Origin of the sequence: Acinetobacter sp. A2 (genome assembly GCF_048537555.1) — a bacterium.
Taxonomy (GTDB): Bacteria; Pseudomonadota; Gammaproteobacteria; order Pseudomonadales; family Moraxellaceae; genus Acinetobacter.
In genome coordinates, this window is the sequence record NZ_CP183239.1 from 2,726,146 (window position 1) to 2,747,937 (window position 21,792).

The following is a 21,792-nucleotide window of genomic DNA, read 5'->3' on the forward strand; positions in this document are numbered from 1 at the left end:
TTAGCTTTTTTTTGTCACTTATTCAGGATAGCTAAATACGTGCTCATCCATCAAATCGACACCACATTCCAGTGTTTCAATCCAATCAAGGAATTGATTCACCTGTTCTTTGCCGACAAAAGGCGTACCGTGTTGCGGCACAATCATTTCTACATCCATAGTGCGCACCATGCTCACCCACAGGCGAATAACTTTGTTCGAGCACATATAACGCTGATGGAAGCCTTTCATGGCAGGAATATGCGCAGCAAAATCGGTCAATGGAATCGAAGCATCTTCCACCATGGATGCGCCCATATCGCCCGAGAATAAAATTTTGGCAACAGGGTCATAAAACTGGAAGTTGCCGACCGAGTGCAAAAAGTGCGCAGGCACCGCAACAATTTTTGACTCGCCCAAAGGGATGGATTGACCTTCATCTGGCAGTTCAATTAAACGGTCTAGCCAGTTGCCTTTCATGCGGTCGCTCATAAAAGATGAGCTCAAATGCGGCAAGAAACGCGCCCATAATTTTGACGCTACAATTTTTGCTTCGGTATATACCAACCAACGCGGCATTGAGGTGATGATGTCTGGGTCTTGGTGAGATGCCATTACATAATCAAGATTGGTCAGGCGGGTATATTTATTTAATTCCATGGTCAGTGGCACATAGGTCAGGTCACCACCTGGGTCTAGCACTGCAGCACGGTTATTATCAAGGATCAGAAATTGGTTAGCCTGAACACCTTCACCTTTGACCAAACTGGTAAAACTAATACATTTGTGTGTCCCATTGTCAAACAAGACCTGCGATGTTGTACGGTCAAATGCCATAACCAAACCCCGATTTTTTCATTTTAAAAAATACGTTTTCTATGACTGAATAACATATAGCTATTTATGGAAAGTTACAATAAATAAAATAGCTTGGATTATCTGAAATATCAGTGAATTGCATCACAACTTACAAAAATAAATCCCAAGCATTTTGCTCAGGATTTATACACATTCACTGATTCTCTAGAAGAAATAATGCTGTGCCAAGGTCGATACACCAATAATTAAGAAAATCAGTGCGCCAATTTTATGAATTAAAGCAATTGGCAAGCGGGTCGCCAGTTTATTACCAATAAATACCGCAGGCGCATTGGCGAGCATCATGCCTAATGTCGTACCCAGCATGACCCAGAAAATGCTGTCATAACGTGCCGCCAAAGCCACCGTGGCAATTTGAGTTTTGTCGCCAATTTCTGCCAAAAAGAACAGCACAAAGGTTGCACCAAACACACCATATTTTTGCCATTTGTTGATGCTTTCGGTTTCATCATCCAACTGGTCGGGAATCAGCATCCAGATAGCCATTGCAATAAAGCCTAAAGATAAAATCCACAACAAGACTTCTGGGCTGAGTACGGTGGTAATCCACTGCCCTAACACTGCAGAAAGACCATGGTTAATCAGTGTTGCCAATAAAATGGCAACTAAAATAGGGGCAGGTTTACGAAAGCGGGCTGCGAGTAATAACGCCAGTAACTGGGTTTTATCACCCATTTCAGCTAAAGCGACTATGGCAGTCGAGATGAGGAATTCATACATGATGTTTTTCTCTGGCTAGCACACATACCAATGACCTATCCCTCCTGCTAGCCAAAATCTGCAGAGTGATAAATCAAAGGTCTTGCCAACAAAAGAAAGCTTGAAAAAGCAGACTTGGTTCTTTGCTATGATGACCATGTTCTGTGGAACAAATATGTTGACCATCACCTTTTTACTTGATGCGGTTTAAACCCCGTAAGTAAAAAGCGGCTACTCCCCAATGAAGTAAGCCTATTCTAAACGGAATAGTGTGCTTAAGCAAATGCTGTGCTGACATCAAAGCGAATAAAAATAAGTCACAAAAAACCCTGCCGTAGCAGGGTTTTAAGTAAATTTTTTGACTTGATTTAGAGCAGTAAACTCCGAATATCAGCCAACAACTGAGTCAGTTTATGGGTAAAACGTGCTGCATCGGCACCGTTGATGACACGATGGTCATACGACAATGACAATGGCAACATCAAGCGTGGATCAAAACCTTCACCATTCCAGACAGGCTGCATGGTCGCTGGGGAAATACCCAAAATTGCGACCTGCGGCCAGTTCACCAACGGGGTAAATGCTGTCCCGCCAATCGAACCTAAACTGGTAATGGTAAAGTTTGCACCTTGTAAGTCTTTTGGTGATAGCTTTTTATCACGCGCTTTTTGACTAAGTTCACCCAGTTCAATTGCAATTTGTTTAATCGATTTTTGATCTGGATGACGCAGTACAGGTACAGTCAGGCCATCAGGTGTTGCAACCGCAATACCCATATGAATTTCTTTACGCAACAGTACCGACTTTTGATCATCTGCCAAATGCGCAGCGAAATATGGTTCAGCCTTAAGTAAGTGCGCCACAGCTTTGGCAATAAACGCCAAAATGGTCAGGCTGACACCTTCTTTTTTAAAGTTGCCTTTCAATTCACCACGCCATGCTTCCAGCTCAGTAATGTCGGCCAAATCAAATTGTGTGACTTGTGGAATGTAATTGTTTAATGACAGTTGCGGAATTGACACTTGTTGCAAACGTGTCAATGCATGTTCTTCCACACCACCAAAGGCGCTAAAGTCTGGCAGTTTTGGTAGACCTGCCACTTGCGCAGTAGTGGCAACTGGCGCAGCTTGCGGCGCAGTGAGGCGCGCTTTGACATAAGCTTTCAAGTCTTCTTTCATAACCCGCGCATGTGGGCCAGTGGCTTTGACATCGGCCAAAACCACCCCTAACTCACGCGCCAGTTTACGTACCGCAGGGCCTGCATAGACTTTTGCATTGGCTTCGTTTTGTGCTTTGCTGAGCTTGTCCACATTAACAGGTTCAGCTGCCAGCTCTACTTGAGCCGTTGTTACTGTAGCAGGTGTTGGACTTGCTGCAGTCACAGAGGCTGTAGGTGCCTGACGTGCAGAAGCGGTTGCTGTGCTTTGCGTGGTGATACTCACCAAGGCATTGCCCTGTGTAACACTTTGTCCCAATTCCACATGAATGGCTTGAATGACCCCTGCAGTTGTACTAGGGACTTCCACTGTGGCTTTATCTGACTCCACTACAATCAGACTTTGATCTGCACTAACCGTATCACCGACTTGTACCAAAATTTCTGCAACCGTGGCTTTATCTACACCTAAATCAGGTACAGATACATCTACCTGAGCAGATGCTGCTTGTGATGGCGTAGATGCTGTTGAAGCTTCTTCTGCCACCATTTCTGCTTTTGGCGCTTGAGCTGGCTGTGCTTGTGTCGCTGCAGTAGTAGCTACTGTTTTCACAGTGAGAATCACCACACCTTCTTTTACAGTATCCCCAGTAGTCACAGCAATGGCAGTCACTGTACCCGACACAGTACTTGGCACTTCTACTGTGGCTTTATCTGATTCCACCACAATCAGGCTTTGATCTACCTCAATGGCATCGCCCACTTGTACCAAAATTTCACCAACCACCGCTTTTTCCACGCCAATGTCAGGCACTTGCACATCAACTTCTTGCGTGGTTGCAGATGCAGCTGTGCTTGGCGCTTCAGTAGCAACTTGTTCCGTTAGTTCCTCAGCAGTCTGTACTTCAGCTTGTGGGGCAGGTTCTGCAACTACAGAGCTTTGTGCATCGGCTTCGAGTTCAACCAAAACTGCACCTTCGGCAACTTCATCACCCTGCTGCACTAAAATACTTTTGACTACCCCTGCGGCAGTGCTAGGTACTTCCACTGAGGCTTTGTCAGATTCCAGTAAAACAATGCTATCATCAACTGCAATTGTGTCGCCAACTTTGACCAGAATTTCAGCAACTGTGGCTTTATCGACACCAATATCAGGTGTTTGAATTTGCATGATCAGTGCTCCTCTTTGTAGTCAGCAACAGCTTGTACTTCAGGAACCGCTTGCGGTGCCCACGCTACAGGACGGTCGGTATCCAACTCAAAGGTCGAAATCGCATCTTTGACTAAACGCGCATCGACTTCGCCCTCATCTGCTAACTTTTTCAAGGTTGCTACCACAATGTGTGCTGCATCCACACCAAAGTAGCTACGCAAGTTGCCACGGGTATCTGAGCGGCCATATCCATCTGTACCTAAAGCAACGAATGGACGGTTGTCTGGCAAGTAACCACGAATCTGTTCGCTATACGCACGTACATGGTCGGTTGCAGAAACTACAATACCATCTGTACCTCGCAGTTGTTGCGACACCCATGGCTCTTTGCTTTCTTCTGCCAGTGGATGCAAGCGGTTGTATTCTTCACACGCCATACCATCACGTGCCAATTCGTTAAAACTGGTCACACTGTAGACGTTGGCATGAATTTGATACTCTTCACGCAAGATTTTCGCAGCTTTGATCACTTCACGTAAAATCACGCCCGAACCTAGCAATTGAACAGTGGCTTTTTCATCTTCCTGCAGTAAATACATACCACGTTTAATACCTTCTTCAACACCTTGTGGCATTTCAGGATGCTCGTAGTTTTCGTTCATAACGGTTAAGTAATAGAACACACGCTCCTGATTCACATACATACGCTGCAAACCATCATGCACAATCACCGCAAGCTCATAGCCAAAACATGGGTCATAAGACACACAGTTTGGAATGGTGTTGGCTAAAATATGTGAATGACCATCTTGGTGTTGCAAGCCTTCACCATTCAGTGTGGTACGCCCTGCAGTCGCTCCTAACAAGAAGCCTTGAGCCTGTGCATCGCCCGCAGCCCATGCAATATCACCAATACGCTGGAAACCAAACATAGAGTAATACATATACATTGGAATCATAGGCAGGTTATTGGTTGAATAACTGGTGCCTAACGCCGCCCAAGCACTCATCGCACCCGCTTCGTTAATCCCTTCTTGCAGCATGTGACCGTCTTTGGCTTCACGATAATGCATTAACTGTTCTTGGTCTTCAGGGGTATATTTTTGCCCATGTGCGGCATAAATACCCAACTGGCGGAACATCCCTTCTAAACCGAAAGTACGTGCTTCATCAGGAACGATTGGCACCACACGGTCTTTAATGGCTTTTTCTTTCAGCAAAGCAGAAATTAAACGCACCATCACCATCGTCGTAGATTGTTCTTTGCCACCTGAACCCGCCAAGACTGAATCAAAAACGGATAGTGCGGGAATTTCCAAGGCTTCGCTGTCTTTGCGACGTGCAGGCAAATAACCACCTAAAGCCTCACGACGCGCTTTCATGTATTTTAATTCAGGCGAGTTTTCACTTGGACGATAGAACGGCACTTCTTCGAGTTGCTCATCACTAAATGGCAAGTTAAAGCGGTCACGTACATATTTTAAAGAGTCCAACTGCATTTTTTTGATTTGGTGAGTTTTGTTCACCGCTTCAATTTCATCAGACAAACCATAACCTTTTACCGTTTTGGCTAAAATTACCGTTGGCTGACCTTTGGCCTTACATGCTTCCGCATAAGCCGCAAACACTTTATACGGATCGTGACCACCACGGTTCAGGTTATCAATATCTTCATCGCTTAAATCTTTAACCAGTTCTTTGGCTTCAGGATACTTGCCAAAGAATTTCTCACGTGCGTAGGCACCACCTTTAACTTGTAAGCGCTGATAATCACCATCCACCGCTTCTTCCATAATGGCTCTTAGTGCACCTGAGTCATCTTTATCTAATAAGGCATCCCAATGACGGCCCCAAACCACTTTAATCACGCGCCAGCCCGCACCACGGAATAACGATTCCAACTCTTGAATGATTTTACCGTTACCACGTACAGGGCCATCTAGACGTTGTAAGTTACAGTTCACCACCCAAATCAGGTTATCTAGCTTTTCACGGCCTGCCAGTGAAATTGCGCCCAGACTTTCTGGCTCATCCATTTCACCATCGCCCAAATACGCCCACACCTTACGGTCTTCTTCTTTAATCAAACCACGGTTCATTAAATATTTTTGGATGTGTGCCTGATAAATCGACATGATCGGGCCCAGACCCATCGACACCGTTGGGAACTGCCAATAATCTGGCATTAAATAAGGATGTGGATAGCTCGGTAAACCGTTACCACCCACTTCACGGCGGAAATTATTCAATTGATCTTCGGTTAAACGCCCTTCCAAGAATGAACGTGCATAAATCCCGGGTGCACAGTGACCTTGATAGTAGATCATGTCACCGCCAAAATGGTCGCTGTTAGCACGGAAGAAATGGTTAAAACCGACATCATATAAGGTTGCTGAAGAAGCAAAGCTGGCCAAGTGACCACCTAAATCATCACCTGTTTTATTGGCACGTAACACCATGGCCAACGCATTCCAGCGAATTAACGCACGAATACGGCGTTCCATATCCTGATCGCCTGGCATGGCAGGTTGTTCTTCAACTGAAATGGTATTCAGGTAGGGAGTATTTAATCGCTGAATGGGAACATGCTTTGCAATTGCACGTTGATACAGCTTTTCTAGTAAAAATGCTGCTCGTTCTGTTCCCATGTGTTGTAACACAGCATCAAAGGCGTCTTGCCATTCTTGGGTTTCTTGTGCGTCCGTATCACCATAAAACGCCATAGTTCACTATTCCTAAGCCTAATCGTATGCGTTTATATGTAACATATTTTAGACTTTAGTAGATATGGCTAAACTTAAATGCGCATCTGCCACACTATTTAGCAAATAAATACTGATTGACATTTACTTACACGAGATAACAAAAAGCCGCCAATATAGGCGGTTTTTTATACAATAGTTGCTGCACTGGCTGTTATTATTTTTCTAAGTGATAAGTGAATGGCTAATATTAAATTACTCAGGGCGTAAATACAGCAAAGCATTTTGATTTGTTTTAATAACTCATGCAATGCAGATATTGTTAACTATTTAAACTCTGACTAAACACCAGACCAAATAAAAGCGACTGACGCCGCTTTAATTTAATCCAATTCTGTGTTGGTCTTAGTAAGTACTACAAGCCAATCGCTTAAATTAGCGTACCAATTACGGCAACATCGCTAAATAAGTTGAAGGATTTTTGCGCTTGCCATCTTTCACAACTTCATAATGAAGGTGTGGGCCTGTACAACGACCTGTACAGCCAACATTGGCAATATGTTCACCTGCTTCAACACGGTCGCCCACACGTGCAATCAAACGTGAAGCGTGTGCATAACGTGTAAGGTAGCCATTGCCATGGTTAATTTCTACATATTGACCATAGCCTGTGCCCCAGCCTGATTTAGTCACAACACCAGGGCCAGTCGCATAAATTGGTGTACCACTTGGTGCAGCAAGGTCTAAGCCAGAGTGGTTTTCAGCACGACCACTCATCACGCGACCGCCATAGTTCGAGCTAACACGTGCATTCGGTAAAGGATGTGACACTAACCACGAATAAGGATTTGAAGAAGCAAAACGGGTGCTGGTATTAGAACCATATTTTTTGGCTAAAGACGCGTTATTTAATTCTGTAGTTTTTTCACGCAGCTTAACCGTCATCTGCGTTTGTGCAGGAACGTCAATATCTTGTGATTCAGTATAAGAACCTTGAGACAAGGTACGTGTTAATTGTTCAATACGGTCAGTTGATGAATTTTGTGAATCTAACTCAACCAAGTCTGCAAATGCAACAGATGCAGCAGAAGCTGCCAGTGAAAACGCTAATAAAATACGGCGTGAATGCATAAAAAAACCTCTTAACTGTTCTTACTTGAAGTTCCTTGTGATCTCTTCCTTGATATCTACTGAAAGGAGCGCATAAGATTAGGGCATAAACATGAAGGAATGATGTATGTCCGAACCTGTGAATCTCTTTCAACAAACAAGAAAACACATAAAAACAGGAAACCTAACGTTTCTCTCAACCCAAGTTGCTGCATGGCAGAAACTTAGCAAACTTATTCAACCTTTACTGCCGCAACCAGAGCAATGGCAGGTGGTTTGTTATCAGCAAGGTGTCTTAACCATTACCGGAACCAATCAGGCAATGGTGAGCCAACTTGGCTATTTGCAAAAGCAATACATTACTCAACTGTCACAACTGCATGAACTTAAAGACTTGCAAAAAATTCAGGTTCGATTAAGAGTTGAATCTCAAACACCCCAAAAGAGTGAAAAGCCTTTAAAAACACTTAGTCCAGAAACTCAAGATATGTTACGAGGTGCTGCTGACTTTGTGAGCGACCCTAAGCTTAGCCAAGCTTTGTTACGTTTGGCAAGCAATAAAAAATAATTGTTTGCAGAAAACTCCAAAAACTCGAATGTAAATTTGTGATTTATGTCACACTTTTTATTGTTACATTATAACGTTAGCAAGAAAAGACAATGACTTATGTCACTTGGACATAACTGATCGGGCAAGAATTTATGTCATCAAATGTTACAATTTCATAACTGCTTGGATCACTCTGAACATTGCGTAATAACTGATTATTTAGCGCATGTCCTGATTTATAGCCATCAAACTTGGCAATAATTTGATGCCCAAGCAAATATAAATCCCCTACTGCATCTAAAATTTTGTGACGCACAAACTCATCGGAGAAGCGTAAACCTTCTTCATTGACCACGCCAGTATCATCCACCCCAATCGCATTATCTAAACTTGCACCCAAAGCCAAATTATTGGCTTTTAAATAGTCCAAATCTTTCATAAAGCCAAAAGTGCGTGCACCACTGACTTCATAGACAAAAGTTTCTGTCGAAAAATCGATGGTGGCTGACTGATATTCTTTTTTAAAGGCAGGGTGATCAAAGTCGATGGTGAAATTGAGCTGGAAACCTTCATGCGGAGTAAATACCGCACGTTTATCATCAATTAAGGCTTCTACAGGCTTTAAAATTTTGATGAACTTTTTTGCAGCGTCTTGTTCTTTCAAACCACCCTGCATCAATAAATAGATAAAGGGCCCGGCACTGCCGTCCATAATTGGCACTTCAGAAGCAGAAACTTCAATAATCAGGTTATCAATACCCAAACCCGCAATTGCACTCATCACATGCTCAATGGTGCCGACTTTGGCATCTTCCTGAACCAAATTTGAGCACATGAATGCTTCCTGAATCAGCATGGCATTGGCTGGAATATCCACAGGTGGGTTTAAATCGATACGACGAAACACAATTCCCCCATCGGCATGATGCGGCACAAAGTTGATCAATACTTTTTGACCACTGTGCAGACCAATACCGCTCGCCTTGACGACACGTTGTAGGGTACGTTGTTTCAGCATGTTCTCAATTCATCTAAATTTTAAAACCGCTATACGTTAGCATATTTAGCCATTGATAAAAAACAAAAAAGGCAGTTTAAAACTGCCTTTTCCCGATCATACAATTAAATTGATGATCTTGGCTTATTTACGCTGCTGATTTTTCAAATAGTCTTGAATACTCATTGGCGTTGGGCGTGCAGCACCCGAAGTACTGGTTGCACTGATCGGCGCAGCATCTGCTTGTTGGCGCTGAATGGCAGGCACATCATCTTCTTCTACCGCTGCGGCAGGAGCTGCAGCTGCAGTTTGAGTCACAGTACGTTTCGCTGGCTCTGGCGTATCGCCTGTATTACGTGCTAAACCTGTAGCAATCACAGTCACGCTAATTTCGTCACGTGCATCTGGATCAAATACAGTGCCATAGAACACTTGAGTTTGTTCAGTATCTGAAAGCTGATGAATCACATCCATGATCTCTTCGATTTCACCGAAGGTCACGTCTTCACCACCTGTGACGTTAATTAACAAGCCTTTGGCATTGGCAATCGTCACGCTGTCTAACAATGGACTGCGAATCGCTTGTTCAGCTGCTTGACGAGCACGGTTTTCACCACGACCAGAACCCACACCCATCATGGCATAACCACGTGTACTCATTGCAGTTTTCAAGTCTGCAAAGTCAAGGTTGATGTGACCAGGACGTACCACCAAATCAAAAATACTGCGCACACCGTTCAGTAAAACGTCATCGGCTTTTTTATACGCATCTTTCATGGAAATGTCGCGATAAACTTTCATTAAACGCTGGTTTGGAATAATGATTAACGAGTCGACATATTGTTCTAAAGCGGCAATACCCTTTTCGGCAGACAGCAAACGGCGTTTACCTTCAAAATTGAACGGTGTTGTGACCACACCAACAGTCAAAATACCCATCTCTTTCGCAATTTCAGCCACGACAGGGGCAGCACCTGTACCTGTACCGCCACCCATACCTGCGGTCACAAATACCATATCTGTGCCTTCAAGTTGTTGGCAGATCAGTTCACGGCTTTCTTCTGCTGCAGTTTGCCCCACTTGAGGATCGCCGCCCGCACCTAAACCACGCGTGCTTTGCTCACCCAACTGGATTTTAAACTGCGAATTCATACGATCTAGTGCTTGTTTGTCAGTGTTAGCACAAACAAATTTTACACCCTGAATATCGGACTCCAGCATGTGTTGCACAGCATTACCGCCTGCGCCACCTACACCAAACACAGTGAAACGGGCTTGACCGTTGCTATCGGTTTGATCATCTTCAAAAAATTCAAATGAGGCCATGACCTTTAGATTTCCTAATACATAATAATTGGCAGTCACTTAAGCCCGTATACTGCCTTGATCTTCATAAAAAATTATTTTTAAGAATGCTGTTCAACTTCTGGCTTGTCAAGTACAAGCGATGATCCGTACAACTTCCTAACAATATTCCCAAAAAACTCAACTTAAAAAATCGATTTTAACTTTTCGTTTAACCCTGACCACGCACGTCCCACACGCCCCCAAACCGATAAGGTTTCAGGGTCTTCATGTTCTACAATCGTGTCTTGAGTATAGTTTTGACTATAAAGCAATAAGCCTGAAGCTGTTGCATATTGTGAACGGCGTAAGGCGGCCTGATGCGGTTCATCGGCATAAACTTGTGAAGGATGATTCCCCAAGTGTGCCGAAACACCCAACATACGACGTACCAAGCTGATCATGCCTTCAATTTGTGAGGCATCACCCGCCAAAACCACACCATGATATAAACCATGAATGGCACCGCTCTTTTCGAGTTCCTGACGAATTTGTGCAAAAATTTCTTCATAACGCGCAATAATAATTTCCGCCAGTTCAATACGGCTAATGGTTTGCGGCCCATCAATGCCCTGAATCTGAATCATGTGATCAGGTTTGACCACTTTCATATCTACACAGCCATACAATAGCTTAATCCGTTCAGCTTCTTCAGTTGTGGTTTGTAACACCGCTGCAATATCACGAGTCACGTGTTCACCACCACGTTGCAAAGTGTGTGCCAACGCTAGACGACCATCTAAATAAACCGCCATGCTGGTGGTGCCTGCGCCTAAATCGACCAGACACACGCCATATTCTTTTTCATCTTTCAGCAAACTGGCTTCTGCGGTTGCCAAATTAGACACCACCATTTTTTCGACGCCAATATTGGCCCCTTTTAAGGCACGGTCTAAATTCTGCATGGTGCTAATAGGCAACATCATTAACTGATAATGCCCCGTCATGCTATGTGCCGACATACGAATCGGGTTTTGTACCCATTCGCCAGAATCGTCTAAATCGAAACCAAGCGGTACTGCACTCACCAAATAATGGTCTGAGGTGAGATGACTGGCTTTGGCTAAATCTAAAGCACGTACCACTTCGCTGGTGGTAATCATGTGCTCACTGTTTTCAATTGGGGTGCGACCAGAGGCATAAAAACTTTTGAGTTCTGCACTTGGAATAGAAATCCATGCCGAATGCACACGACATTCAGCCATATCTTCCGCTTCCTGCACAGCATTTTTAATAGCCGTGATGACTTTATCAAGACTGACAATTTTGCCTTTATTCATGCCGCGGTTACGCGCAGTCGCCATACCAATTACTTGGATATTGTCTGGCGCATGAACCTTACCAATCAAAACTGAAACTTTGTGCGTCCCAATGTCAATCGCAACAACCGAGGGAACAGCTTCACTCATTTATTTACTACCATTACCAGTATGTTTAATTTATGGCTTAATGCCTCTATTTTTTTAAAGCCCAATATTATGGCTTTGCTCTTATTCCCTCTGCAATGCTTGTGTCATCAATCGTTACAACAAAGTGACCATTTGCAATTTTAGGTGCAATGGAGTTTTTCCACTGAATGGCTAAACCATTGCGATAACGCAAGTCGATAGCCGAGATTTTAGACCATACAGGTTTTAAATCACTTTGTGCAAGATGCCCCAAACGTTGCAGCTTACTCATGGTTTGATCTTTATCTACAATAACACGTAGACCTGAATCAAACTGCATAAACCACGTCATACGCTCTGTTAAATATAGTTCTTTTAAACGATCGTTAACGGGTAAGAATAATTGGTTAATTTCATTATAACGGCGCATCATCATTTGAGACTGATGCGCTGGGCCGTGTAATAACGGCAAATGTTGATTATTTTGTGGTGTGACTTCGCTAAACACCTCACCACTGTCACTTAGTAAACGCCCTGTACCCCAACGGGCAATGGCGTGACGAGGCATCACCCGCACCCGAATTGCATTTGGCCAAGCACGGGAAACCACCACCCGATCTACCCAAGACAACTCTAAAGTGGTGTCACGAATTTGCTCTAGGTCAGAGGTAAAGTAGTTCTTTTTCATGACAGGGTTAACATGAGTCATAACCTGACGATGTTCTGCATCTGAACGCGTACCCACCACATCCAGCTTGGCAATTTGAGCATCGGTCATCACCGTGTATAACGCATAAGCGCCAACGGCCAACACCAGCATCGCCACAAACAGCATTACCCAGCCACCAAAATTGATCAGCTTTTCTTTGGCTGTCGGTGGCTTATCATGAATTGAGGTAATTGCTGCCCGTTTACGGCGCAAAGATGCTGGAAGTTGAGCCATACTTAGTGCGCTTCACCTGTAAGGGTTTGTGCCAAAATCGCCACACAGAGTTCATCAAAGCTATAGCCCACTGCATTTGCAGCTTTTGGTACTAAAGAATGACTGGTCATGCCTGGCACAGTATTGACTTCCAGTAGCCAGAAATTGCCCTGCTCATCTTGCATGGCATCAATGCGACCCCAGCCGCTTGCACCCACTGCCTGAAAAGCACGTAAAGCCAATGCCTGTAACTGTTGTTCTTCTGCGGCACTTAAACCACATGGAATACCATATTGCACATCATTACGTTGATATTTAGCTTCATAGTCGTAAAACGCCACATCTTTCGGTGGCTCTAAACGAATAATTGGCAAGGCCTGACCATTCAGTAACACAATGGTAAATTCATGCCCAGTAATCCATTTTTCTGCCATGACCACGGCATCGTGTGCAGTCGCCTTGGCTACAGCTTCGGCAAAGTCTTCCATTTTTTCAACTTTGCTCATACCAATGCTTGAACCTTCATGCACAGGCTTGATGATGAGTGGCAAACCTAGAGCTGCGACCACCTCTTCAATATTAGAATCTTTGCTAACAATACGATAAGGTGCCGTTGGCAAATCCGAACCCTGCCAAATTTGCTTGGTTTTGACTTTATCCATGCCAATGGCTGAACCTTGCACACCTGTGCCTGTGTATGGAATGTTCAACCACTCCAGTACGCCCTGAATTTGACCATCTTCACCACCACGCCCATGTAACACAATAAAGGCACGGTCATAATTGACCAATTCCGTCACACTACGTGACTGAGGATCAAAGGCTTCTGCTTGAACCCCTGAACGTAGCAGTGCTTCGAGTACCGCTTGCCCGCTGTCTAGAGAAACCTCACGTTCAGCAGATTTTCCACCCAATAACACGGCAACTTTGCCGAACTTTGAAGCATTTGACACGTTTATATCCTTAAACTTTAAAACTGGTCGATCAAATTCAAAATCACACGCTGTGATTATTTTAAATACAGATGATTTTGTGCAAGTTCGATTGAAATTGCCCCAACATTACCTGCACCCTGAGTCAATAACAAGTCATTGGCTTGTAACACTTGTTTCACAATATTCGGTAAATTGCCATCGTGTAGATCGACCAAAATTGGCTCGACCTGACCACGTAAACGAATGCTGCGCGCCAAAGTACGGCTATCTGCACCCACAATTGGTTTTTCACCCGCAGGATAAACATCCAGCAACAGTAATTGATCGACTTGCGACAACACTTCTACAAAGTCATCAAAACAGTCACGGGTACGGCTAAAACGGTGTGGCTGGAATAACATCACCAAACGACGGTCAGGATGACTTTGACGTGCCGCTTTAATGGTTGCTTCAACCTCTTTCGGGTGGTGTCCATAGTCATCCACCAATTTCACATTGCCACCATCTACAGCAAATTCACCTTGAACTTGGAAGCGACGGCCTACACCGCTAAAGCCTTCTAAGGCGCGGCAAATTGCACCATCAGAAACGCCTTCATCGGTCGCGATCCCAATTGCTGCCAAGGCATTCAGTACGTTGTGTAAACCAGGCTGATTCACCGTTACACGTAATGGCTCACGGTCTTTACGCAAAACAGTAAAGTGAGTGCGCATACCGTCCTGATCAACATCTATGGCACGAATGTCGTTGTCTTCGTTAAAACCATAGGTCAATACTGGGCGGCCAATACGCGGCATAATTTCGCGAATGTTGGCATCATCACCACACACCACCGCCAAGCCGTAGAATGGCAGTTTATGTAAGAATTGAATAAAAGTATCTTTTAAAGTATCAAAACTACCGCCATAGGTGTCCATGTGGTCAGCATCAATATTGGTCACCACAGCCGCCATAGGTTCTAGGAATAAGAATGAGGCATCTGATTCGTCAGCTTCAGCCACGATATAACGGCTAGCACCAAGTGCCGCATTCACACCCGTACGGTTCAGCAAACCACCAATCACATAAGTTGGATCCATATTTTCTTCGGCCAACATACAGGTAATTAAACTGGTCGTGGTGGTTTTACCATGCGTTCCCGCAACAGCGATACCATGACGATAGCGCATCAACTCACCCAGCATTTCGGCACGACGCACCACAGGAATACGGGTATCAATTGCGGCTTTAATTTCAGGGTTTTCTGGGTCAATTGCAGTAGAAACCACCAAAACATTGGCACCTTTAATATTTTCTGCCGCATGCCCAATATAGACCTTGATACCATTTTCTTCTAATTGTGCTGTGGTTTTGGATACCTTGATGTCTGAACCCGACACTTTATAGCCTTGGTTCTTCAAGACTTCGGCAATACCACACATCCCCGCGCCACCAATACCCACAAAATGAATGTGTTTGATACGGCGCATTTCAGGCACTTTAATTAATTTTTTCGCTTGGTCAGCGGGTGTAGATGGAGACATATTTTACTCGAACAATGCTTGAATTAAATGAACCACCTGTTGGGTTGCATCAGGTTGTGCCTGCTGACGGGCTTTGACCGCCATTTCAGATAACAATTGACGATTCATCAACGGGGTTAATAAGGCAGTTAAACTTTCAGGCGTCATACTGGCCTGCGGACAAATTTTGGCAGCACCAAGATCGGCTAAAAACTTGGCGTTTGCAGTTTGGTGGTCATCCACTGCGCTTGGCAAAGGTACAAATACAGCCGCAACACCCGCAGTCGCAACCTCAGTCACGGTCAACGCACCAGCACGACAAATAATTAAATCGGCATCACTGTAGGCTTGTGCCATATCTTCAATAAAGGGCTGTACATTGACCTGCAAGCTGTCTGGCTTATGCGCATAACGCGCCTGCGTCGCTTCGGCATGGTTTTGACCACACTGATGATACACATCTAAAGGTAGATTCAGCTGTTTTAAAGCTTCAGGCACACACTCATTTAAGGCTTGTGCACCGAGTGAACCGCCCACAATTAAAATACGAATAGGCAAGCCTGCTTTTTCACGTTCCTGATAACGCCACGCAGGGCTTAGCGTTGCCGTAATTTCTGCACGCACAGGGTTACCTGTGGTGACAATTTTTTCACTGTTTGGGAACGTATTTGGGAAAGCCTGACATACGGTTTTTGCCACACGTGCTAACTGAGTATTGGTAAAACCTGCGACCGCATTTTGCTCGTGAATAATCACAGGAATGCCTAAGGCACGAGCAGCTAAGCCACCTGGCCCTGCCACGTAGCCACCAAAGCCTGCAACAGCATCAACCTTTAATTGTTTCATGTAACGCATGGCGCTCAATGTTGCGCCTAAAATTTTAAATGGTGCGACCAGTTTACGGATCAGACCGTTACCGCGTACACCCTGAATATTAATTTGGTAAATTGGAATATTGTGGTTTTGAAGCAGGCGATTTTCCATGCCCGTTGGCGTTGCCAACCATGACACTTGAATCCCTTGTTGCTGTAATTGTTTTGCGACGGCCAGCGCTGGAAAAACATGTCCACCTGTACCTGCGGCCATCATCATGACATGTTTAGGCTGTTGTTGCTGTGCGTCAGTCACGGTTTAATTCTTCAACTCAAAATAAGGCAAATAAAAATCTTGTATAAGGCATCAATTGTAATCACAAACGCATAGGCTTGAAAGGATATTTACTTTTTTTCACCAAGTGCTTGATTGTTTTTTTCTACAGTTTTTCAAGTTTAAACTAGTTTTATTATTAATCTACGGAAAATGTTAAATTTTATTCAGTTTCAGACAATTTATTTGACCTATTTTACAAAGCATAAGTGTGCATTTTTGTATCTTTCATTCTAAAAACAAAGCACCCTAAAATTAGAGCGCTATTGTCTGAACTTTCTTAGCCTGATTTGACTCACACTTTTTTATAGCCTCATTCGGTACTTAAACCTGCGATGTAATCAGTCAAAGCATAGACTCTCGTTTAACTGTTACGCCCTGCTTCGAGTACGTCAAATAAATCATCGGCTATAGATGTGCCAAACTGTGCGTCAATTTCACGAATACAAGTTGGACTGGTCACGTTAATTTCAGTGACATAGTTGCCGATCACATCTAGTCCGACAAAAACTAGACCTTTTTCGCGTAAGTATGGCCCGACTTTGGCTGCAATGGCCTTGTCATTTTCAGTCAATGGACGTGCTTCACCTAAACCACCTGCAGCTAAATTGCCGCGCACTTCGCCATTTTGTGGGATACGCGCCAAGCAATAAGGCACAGGTTCGCCATTGATCATGAGGATGCGTTTATCACCATCCACAATTTCAGGAATATAACGCTGCGCCATGATTGGCTGTGTGCCATTGTTGGTTAAAATTTCAATGGTTGAGCCAATATTGACCCCATCTTGGTATAAACGGAAAATCCCCATGCCGCCCATGCCGTCTAGCGGTTTGACAATTACATCGCCATGTTGCTGAATAAATTCACGAATTAGGCTTTGTTGTGAAGTGACCAAGGTCGGAACTTGTAGCTCAGGAAATTGGGTCGCAAATAGTTTTTCGTTACAGTCACGCAGGCTTTGCGGCTTGTTGATGATCCATGCGCCTTCTCGCTCGGCTTGCTCTAAAATATACGTGGTGTAGACGAAATTCATGTCAAAAGGCGGGTCTTTACGCATAAGAATCACATCATAATCTGCCAAGGATTCTTTGCGTTTTTCGCCCAATTCGTAATAATGGTTATAGTCTTCAAAGACTTTGAGCGGTGCAATGAGGCCAAATGCCTTGCCCTGATCAATATATAAGTCTTGCTGTAATGCATAGCCCAAGGTATGCCCACGACGTGAAGCAGCCCATAGCATTGCCATAGTGGAATCTTTTTTCAGATTAACTGTTTCAATGGGATCCATCACCACAAGTACGCGCATATTTCGGTGCTCTTTTGAAGAATTGAATAAGCAAAAGTATAGCGGAGTTTAGCTTTGGTTTTGCTGCAATTTTCGTAACGCTTTATCTAGCCTCATCACATACTTAGGAGTTTGCGATGCAACAAGCGATTATTGGTTTTCATTTAGATGAAGAAAATGATTGGGTCGCAGATTTAGCCTGCGGTCATGGACAGCATGTACGGCATAATCCGCCTTGGCAAAACCGCCCATGGGTGATCACGGAGCAAGGGCGCAAAGAAAAGCTTGGAGTAATGCTGGAGTGTAAGAAGTGTGAGGAGGAGGCTAAGTAAGAACATTTGCATACCCAGTTTGTGATCCCAAATAAAAATGCCTGTTTTTTGAGTCGACTGATATCACTTTACTTAGCAACAACCCTGAGAGATGCAATTACGGTGCTCAAGACCTTGTGATGTATTGATCACTGATTTTTCATCAACAAATTTTGGTTTAACTTCTATTATTTGGAGAGAATTCCCCGAACACAATCATGAGAACGAGGGTTACTTATAACTTGCCACCTGTTCAATAGCCAATTCATAAGAGCTTTCAAATTGATATTTCATTGTTTCATCTTGAGTAGAATGAATAAACTCTTTCATTTTTTGTTTATATTCATCATGCCCTGCCTTATACATTGCGAGTAAATATCCCCACTCACCATATAAATATTCAGGGTCATTTTTAGGAGTGTCATTCAATGTCTGTTGCAATAATAATGCTAATTCCGCATAACATTTTTCATATTCGTTTTGGGGTCTTTTTGCATAATAGCTTAACTCACATTGGGTGAGCAAACGTGCTTCACTAAACACATCTTTTAACATTTTACCATTTAAATCATGAGCTTCTTTATACATATCTGTAGCTAAGTAAATCTGCATTTGCAACTTTTCTCGCTCATGATCATTCTTAATCTTGCTTATTTCAGGCAAACTATCTTTCATTACTTGATTCGCATGCTCTCTTTCTCTGAAATTCAAATTATGAATCGTATCTTTATATTTTTTTATAATAGTCTGATCTTCTATGGAAAGATTTAATGTAGCATCACTGTCTCTAATGGGCTTAGCTTCAGTATGACGAGTATTATGATCATTAGATGAGCAGGCAGTATTTCCGAATATAAAAAAAACTGCTAAAAAAGTAAGGAAAAACTTCATCTAACTTCTCTTGCTGCGGAGTTTAAAGTAAATGTGTAGGTTGTAAAACTCGGTATTGGTGTAACGGTGCCGCCATTAAACATCAATACATATCCAAGATCTAATTCAACTTTCAATGGTAGTAAATCTGGATCAGGCAAGGCGACATTACAGAAACCTACAGGCTCTTTTCCTCGTTCAGTACTCCAAACCCCGCCATCTGACTTCAATTCTTGTCTTATTAATAATTCAGATTTTCTATTTTTTTCTTTATAGAGTCTTAGAGTCGCATAAGGAATGATTTTATTTGCCTCATGTTTTACCACTGGAGGAAGATAGGAAACCGTTATAAAAAGGTTTTTATCCTTTAAAATATATGTAACGAAAAAATCACATGTTCCTGAAACAATTTGCAGAATAGTTCCTAGTAATCCTTTGTTATCTTCATCGTATGGAGGTATTCCTGTTTTAAATTTCACATAATCGGTTTTATTACACTCAATATAATAGTTTTCATATTGCCTCTTATTTGCAGAATGATTGATTAAGTTCTGTTGAGCATTCACCAACTGATCTTGACTGGCTTGAGGATTAGAAACAACATGGCAACTAGCACTACTGCTATCTCCAACAACGTGTGATTGTTGCGGTTGAATGATAGCACCACAGCTGAGTTTATCACCCACATAAGCAACTGGCTTACCATCAAAGATAATATGGTCATGACTTTTAATCACTGTAGACCAAGATTTGCATTTAGGACAAAAATGTCCATCACCAGCTCTAATAAAAGAATTTCCCATTTGAGAATCTCTTATCTGAGTAGCGAAAATACGACCACCATGAGTTGTTGGTGCATTATGAATAGCAAAACCTTTCATAATCTTAATCCTTATAATTTAATCCAGACTAAGAAAATTCTGAGGCATTTTTGAAGAAATTTGCTGTAGTTTTTCGATAAATAATTCGTGTAAAAAGCCGATCTTGTCATTTTTAAGTTCATATATGTTTTTATTATTTAATAAGTATAACAAACTTTGAGATGAGTAAAAAATCGCAGTATATTTCTCATATTATAATCAAATTTAGTCCAACTGCTTCAGTTAGACTTTATATCATTATTTATCACATCCCATAATGTTATTAAAATAAATAAAAGTGAAAAAGGAAGCTCTCGCTTCCTTCCTCAATAAACTTAAACCCCATACTTCACACGGTACGCTTCCATTTTTGCCAAGGCCTCTTTTTCACCTTTGGCATCTAAATAGTTCATTAAATCTTTCATGGTAATTAGAGCATGCACAGGAATTTCCAGCTCTTTTTGCACTTCCTGAATGGCAGACAAATCGCCCTGACCTTTTTCCTGACGGTCTAAAGCCACCAATACACCTGCAATTTGTGCGCCTGCATTTTTCAAAATAGTGACCACTTCGCGAATAGCTGTACCCGCAGTGATCACATCATCAATAATCCAAACCTTTTTGCCCTCAACCGCAGCACCGACAAGCACACCACCTTCGCCATGATCTTTAGCTTCTTTACGATTAAAGCCCCACGGCACACTCACGCCATGATTCTGAGATAAAGCCACAGCAGTAGCCGCAACAAATGGAATCCCCTTATAGGCAGGCCCGAAAATCACATCTACATTTTTGCATTGCATAAGTTGGTCTGCATAGCCTGAAGCCAATAGCGATAAAGCTTCACCATCATTTAATAGACCTGCGTTAAAAAAATAAGGACTCACACGACCCGATTTTAAAGTAAACTCACCAAATTTAAGCACACCACGTGATAAGGCGAGTTCGATAAAAGCTTGCGGGTTAAATTGAGCTGGCGATGTCATGAGGTGCTCCGAATTAATACATTGAGGTAAGACCTGAGCATGATACCAAAGAGTAGCTATCCGAGTGATCAAAAAATTCTTCGAGTGGTTTCAATTAACGTCAATGGGTTGCGTTCATCGGTAAGCAAGGGCTTACTCGAATGGTTAGAACAGTCTGAAGCAGATGTGATTTGCATGCAGGAAAGTCGCATCACCCATGCCCAATGGACCGATAAATTTAAACCTGAAGGCTGGTACACCCATCTTTTCCCTGCAGAGCGTGCTGGCTACGCAGGCACAGCCATTTATAGCCGCTTACCATTTGTATCTGTGCAAAATGGTTTGGGTTTTGAATTGGCAGACTCACAAGGCCGCTTTATCAGTACCGAGTTCGATGTCGGGCTAGATCATCCAATTTACATCTGTTCACTGTATTTGCCTTCTGGCTCTTCGGGTGAAGAAGCACAAATGCGGAAAGATCACTTTTTAGAAGAGTATCAAAAGATTCTAAAACAGTGGCGTGAAGAAAATAAATCCATCATTGTCTGTGGCGACTACAACATCGTGCATAAACGCATTGATATTAAAAACTGGTCAGGCAACCAAAAATCTTCAGGCTGTTTGCCGCATGAACGTGCATGGTTAGATTATATTTATAATGATTTAGGCTATGTCGATACTTTCCGTGAAGTACGTCAGGAAGCAGAGCTGTATTCTTGGTGGTCCAATCGCGGGCAAGCACGTGCCAAGAACGTAGGTTGGCGGATTGATTATCATACCTGCTCTCCTGACTGGAAAACACGTACAGTCAATGCGTGGGTATATAAAGAAGAATGGTTTAGCGACCACGCCCCAGTGATTATTGATTATAAAATTTAATCTTCACACAAATTTTACCGCCCAAATGAGTGAACAAATGTTCACTTAATCGAGGTTCAATTCGCACATAATCTGTCGACTTTATACATTTAACTTCAGGGCCATTCAGCGCATTATTGCATCACGGCAAAGGGACAGTCAGGACGACACAAAAGGA

General features: G+C 43.0%; 19 protein-coding genes and 1 riboswitch. Of the genes, 3 read left to right on the forward strand and 16 right to left on the reverse strand.

Features of this window, described 5'->3' with window-relative positions:
* Nucleotides 1-18: 18 nt before the first annotated feature.
* From ACNS8M_RS12925 to ACNS8M_RS12945, 5 genes are all read right to left on the reverse strand, one after another.
* Entirely contained in the window at nt 19-816 is a 798-nt protein-coding gene (locus ACNS8M_RS12925; RefSeq protein ID WP_168417706.1) for an MBL fold metallo-hydrolase, read from the reverse strand.
* A gap of 186 nt (nt 817-1,002) precedes the next feature.
* Nucleotides 1,003-1,578 carry a TMEM165/GDT1 family protein gene (locus tag ACNS8M_RS12930; RefSeq protein ID WP_136144497.1) on the reverse strand — a complete coding sequence of 192 codons (576 nt, stop codon included), beginning with the start codon at nt 1,576-1,578 and terminating at the stop codon, nt 1,003-1,005.
* Nucleotides 1,579-1,650: 72 nt separating this feature from the next.
* Nucleotides 1,651-1,809: riboswitch (yybP-ykoY riboswitch) on the reverse strand.
* 116 nt (nt 1,810-1,925) lie between these two features.
* Complete coding sequence (locus ACNS8M_RS12935) at nt 1,926-3,884, reverse strand: 2-oxo acid dehydrogenase subunit E2 (RefSeq protein WP_168460520.1); 1,959 nt, start codon at nt 3,882-3,884, stop codon at nt 1,926-1,928.
* 2 nt (nt 3,885-3,886) lie between these two features.
* Complete coding sequence (gene aceE / locus ACNS8M_RS12940) at nt 3,887-6,589, reverse strand: pyruvate dehydrogenase (acetyl-transferring), homodimeric type (RefSeq protein WP_168417704.1); 2,703 nt, start codon at nt 6,587-6,589, stop codon at nt 3,887-3,889.
* Between the two features lie 426 nt (nt 6,590-7,015).
* Entirely contained in the window at nt 7,016-7,699 is a 684-nt protein-coding gene (locus tag ACNS8M_RS12945; protein ID WP_168417703.1) for a M23 family metallopeptidase, read from the reverse strand.
* 106 nt (nt 7,700-7,805) lie between these two features.
* Here ACNS8M_RS12945 and ACNS8M_RS12950 point away from each other — a divergent pair, with 106 nt between their 5' ends.
* On the forward strand, nt 7,806-8,246 hold the full coding sequence (locus ACNS8M_RS12950) for a DciA family protein (RefSeq protein WP_168417702.1): 441 nt from the start codon (nt 7,806-7,808) through the stop codon (nt 8,244-8,246).
* Nucleotides 8,247-8,343: 97 nt separating this feature from the next.
* On the opposite strand, the gene lpxC is transcribed toward ACNS8M_RS12950, so the two are convergent.
* The 8 genes from lpxC to gshB form a co-directional block, all read right to left on the reverse strand.
* The gene (gene lpxC / locus ACNS8M_RS12955; RefSeq protein ID WP_168417701.1) at nt 8,344-9,246 is read right to left on the reverse strand and encodes a UDP-3-O-acyl-N-acetylglucosamine deacetylase; all 903 of its coding nucleotides are present in this window, start codon (nt 9,244-9,246) and stop codon (nt 8,344-8,346) included.
* Between the two features lie 123 nt (nt 9,247-9,369).
* Complete coding sequence (gene ftsZ / locus ACNS8M_RS12960) at nt 9,370-10,551, reverse strand: cell division protein FtsZ (RefSeq protein WP_168417700.1); 1,182 nt, start codon at nt 10,549-10,551, stop codon at nt 9,370-9,372.
* 164 nt (nt 10,552-10,715) lie between these two features.
* Nucleotides 10,716-11,978 (reverse strand): cell division protein FtsA, encoded by a 1,263-nt coding sequence (gene ftsA, locus ACNS8M_RS12965; RefSeq protein WP_286428562.1) that lies wholly within the window; start codon nt 11,976-11,978, stop codon nt 10,716-10,718.
* A gap of 67 nt (nt 11,979-12,045) precedes the next feature.
* The gene (locus ACNS8M_RS12970; RefSeq protein ID WP_168417698.1) at nt 12,046-12,900 is read right to left on the reverse strand and encodes a cell division protein FtsQ/DivIB; all 855 of its coding nucleotides are present in this window, start codon (nt 12,898-12,900) and stop codon (nt 12,046-12,048) included.
* Between the two features lie 2 nt (nt 12,901-12,902).
* Complete coding sequence (locus ACNS8M_RS12975) at nt 12,903-13,832, reverse strand: D-alanine--D-alanine ligase (RefSeq protein ID WP_286428566.1); 930 nt, start codon at nt 13,830-13,832, stop codon at nt 12,903-12,905.
* Nucleotides 13,833-13,888: 56 nt separating this feature from the next.
* Complete coding sequence (murC, locus tag ACNS8M_RS12980; protein WP_168460512.1) at nt 13,889-15,337, reverse strand: UDP-N-acetylmuramate--L-alanine ligase; 1,449 nt, start codon at nt 15,335-15,337, stop codon at nt 13,889-13,891.
* Between the two features lie 3 nt (nt 15,338-15,340).
* Nucleotides 15,341-16,444 (reverse strand): undecaprenyldiphospho-muramoylpentapeptide beta-N-acetylglucosaminyltransferase, encoded by a 1,104-nt coding sequence (murG, locus tag ACNS8M_RS12985; protein WP_168417695.1) that lies wholly within the window; start codon nt 16,442-16,444, stop codon nt 15,341-15,343.
* Between the two features lie 382 nt (nt 16,445-16,826).
* A complete protein-coding gene (gshB, locus tag ACNS8M_RS12990; RefSeq protein WP_168460510.1) occupies nt 16,827-17,771 on the reverse strand; it encodes a glutathione synthase in 945 nt (314 codons plus the stop codon).
* 116 nt (nt 17,772-17,887) lie between these two features.
* Between gshB and ACNS8M_RS12995 the strand changes: the two genes are divergently transcribed.
* The gene (locus ACNS8M_RS12995; RefSeq protein ID WP_168460508.1) at nt 17,888-18,082 is read left to right on the forward strand and encodes a DUF3565 domain-containing protein; all 195 of its coding nucleotides are present in this window, start codon (nt 17,888-17,890) and stop codon (nt 18,080-18,082) included.
* A 210-nt stretch (nt 18,083-18,292) separates the two neighbouring features.
* Here ACNS8M_RS12995 and ACNS8M_RS13000 read toward each other — a convergent pair whose 3' ends face one another.
* The 3 genes from ACNS8M_RS13000 to pyrE all read right to left on the reverse strand — a co-directional run bounded on the left by ACNS8M_RS13000 (nt 18,293) and on the right by pyrE (nt 20,777).
* Nucleotides 18,293-18,952, reverse strand: a complete 660-nt coding sequence (locus ACNS8M_RS13000) for a hypothetical protein (protein WP_168460506.1) — start codon at nt 18,950-18,952, stop codon at nt 18,293-18,295.
* A complete protein-coding gene (locus tag ACNS8M_RS13005; protein ID WP_194559173.1) occupies nt 18,949-19,812 on the reverse strand; it encodes a PAAR domain-containing protein in 864 nt (287 codons plus the stop codon). Before ACNS8M_RS13005 ends, ACNS8M_RS13000 begins: the two co-directional genes overlap by 4 nt.
* Before the next feature lie 314 nt (nt 19,813-20,126).
* Entirely contained in the window at nt 20,127-20,777 is a 651-nt protein-coding gene (gene pyrE, locus ACNS8M_RS13010) for an orotate phosphoribosyltransferase (RefSeq protein ID WP_168417691.1), read from the reverse strand.
* Between the two features lie 39 nt (nt 20,778-20,816).
* On the opposite strand from pyrE, the gene ACNS8M_RS13015 reads away from it, so the two are divergent.
* Entirely contained in the window at nt 20,817-21,635 is an 819-nt protein-coding gene (locus ACNS8M_RS13015) for an exodeoxyribonuclease III (RefSeq protein ID WP_419224911.1), read from the forward strand.
* Nucleotides 21,636-21,792: the final 157 nt, after the last annotated feature.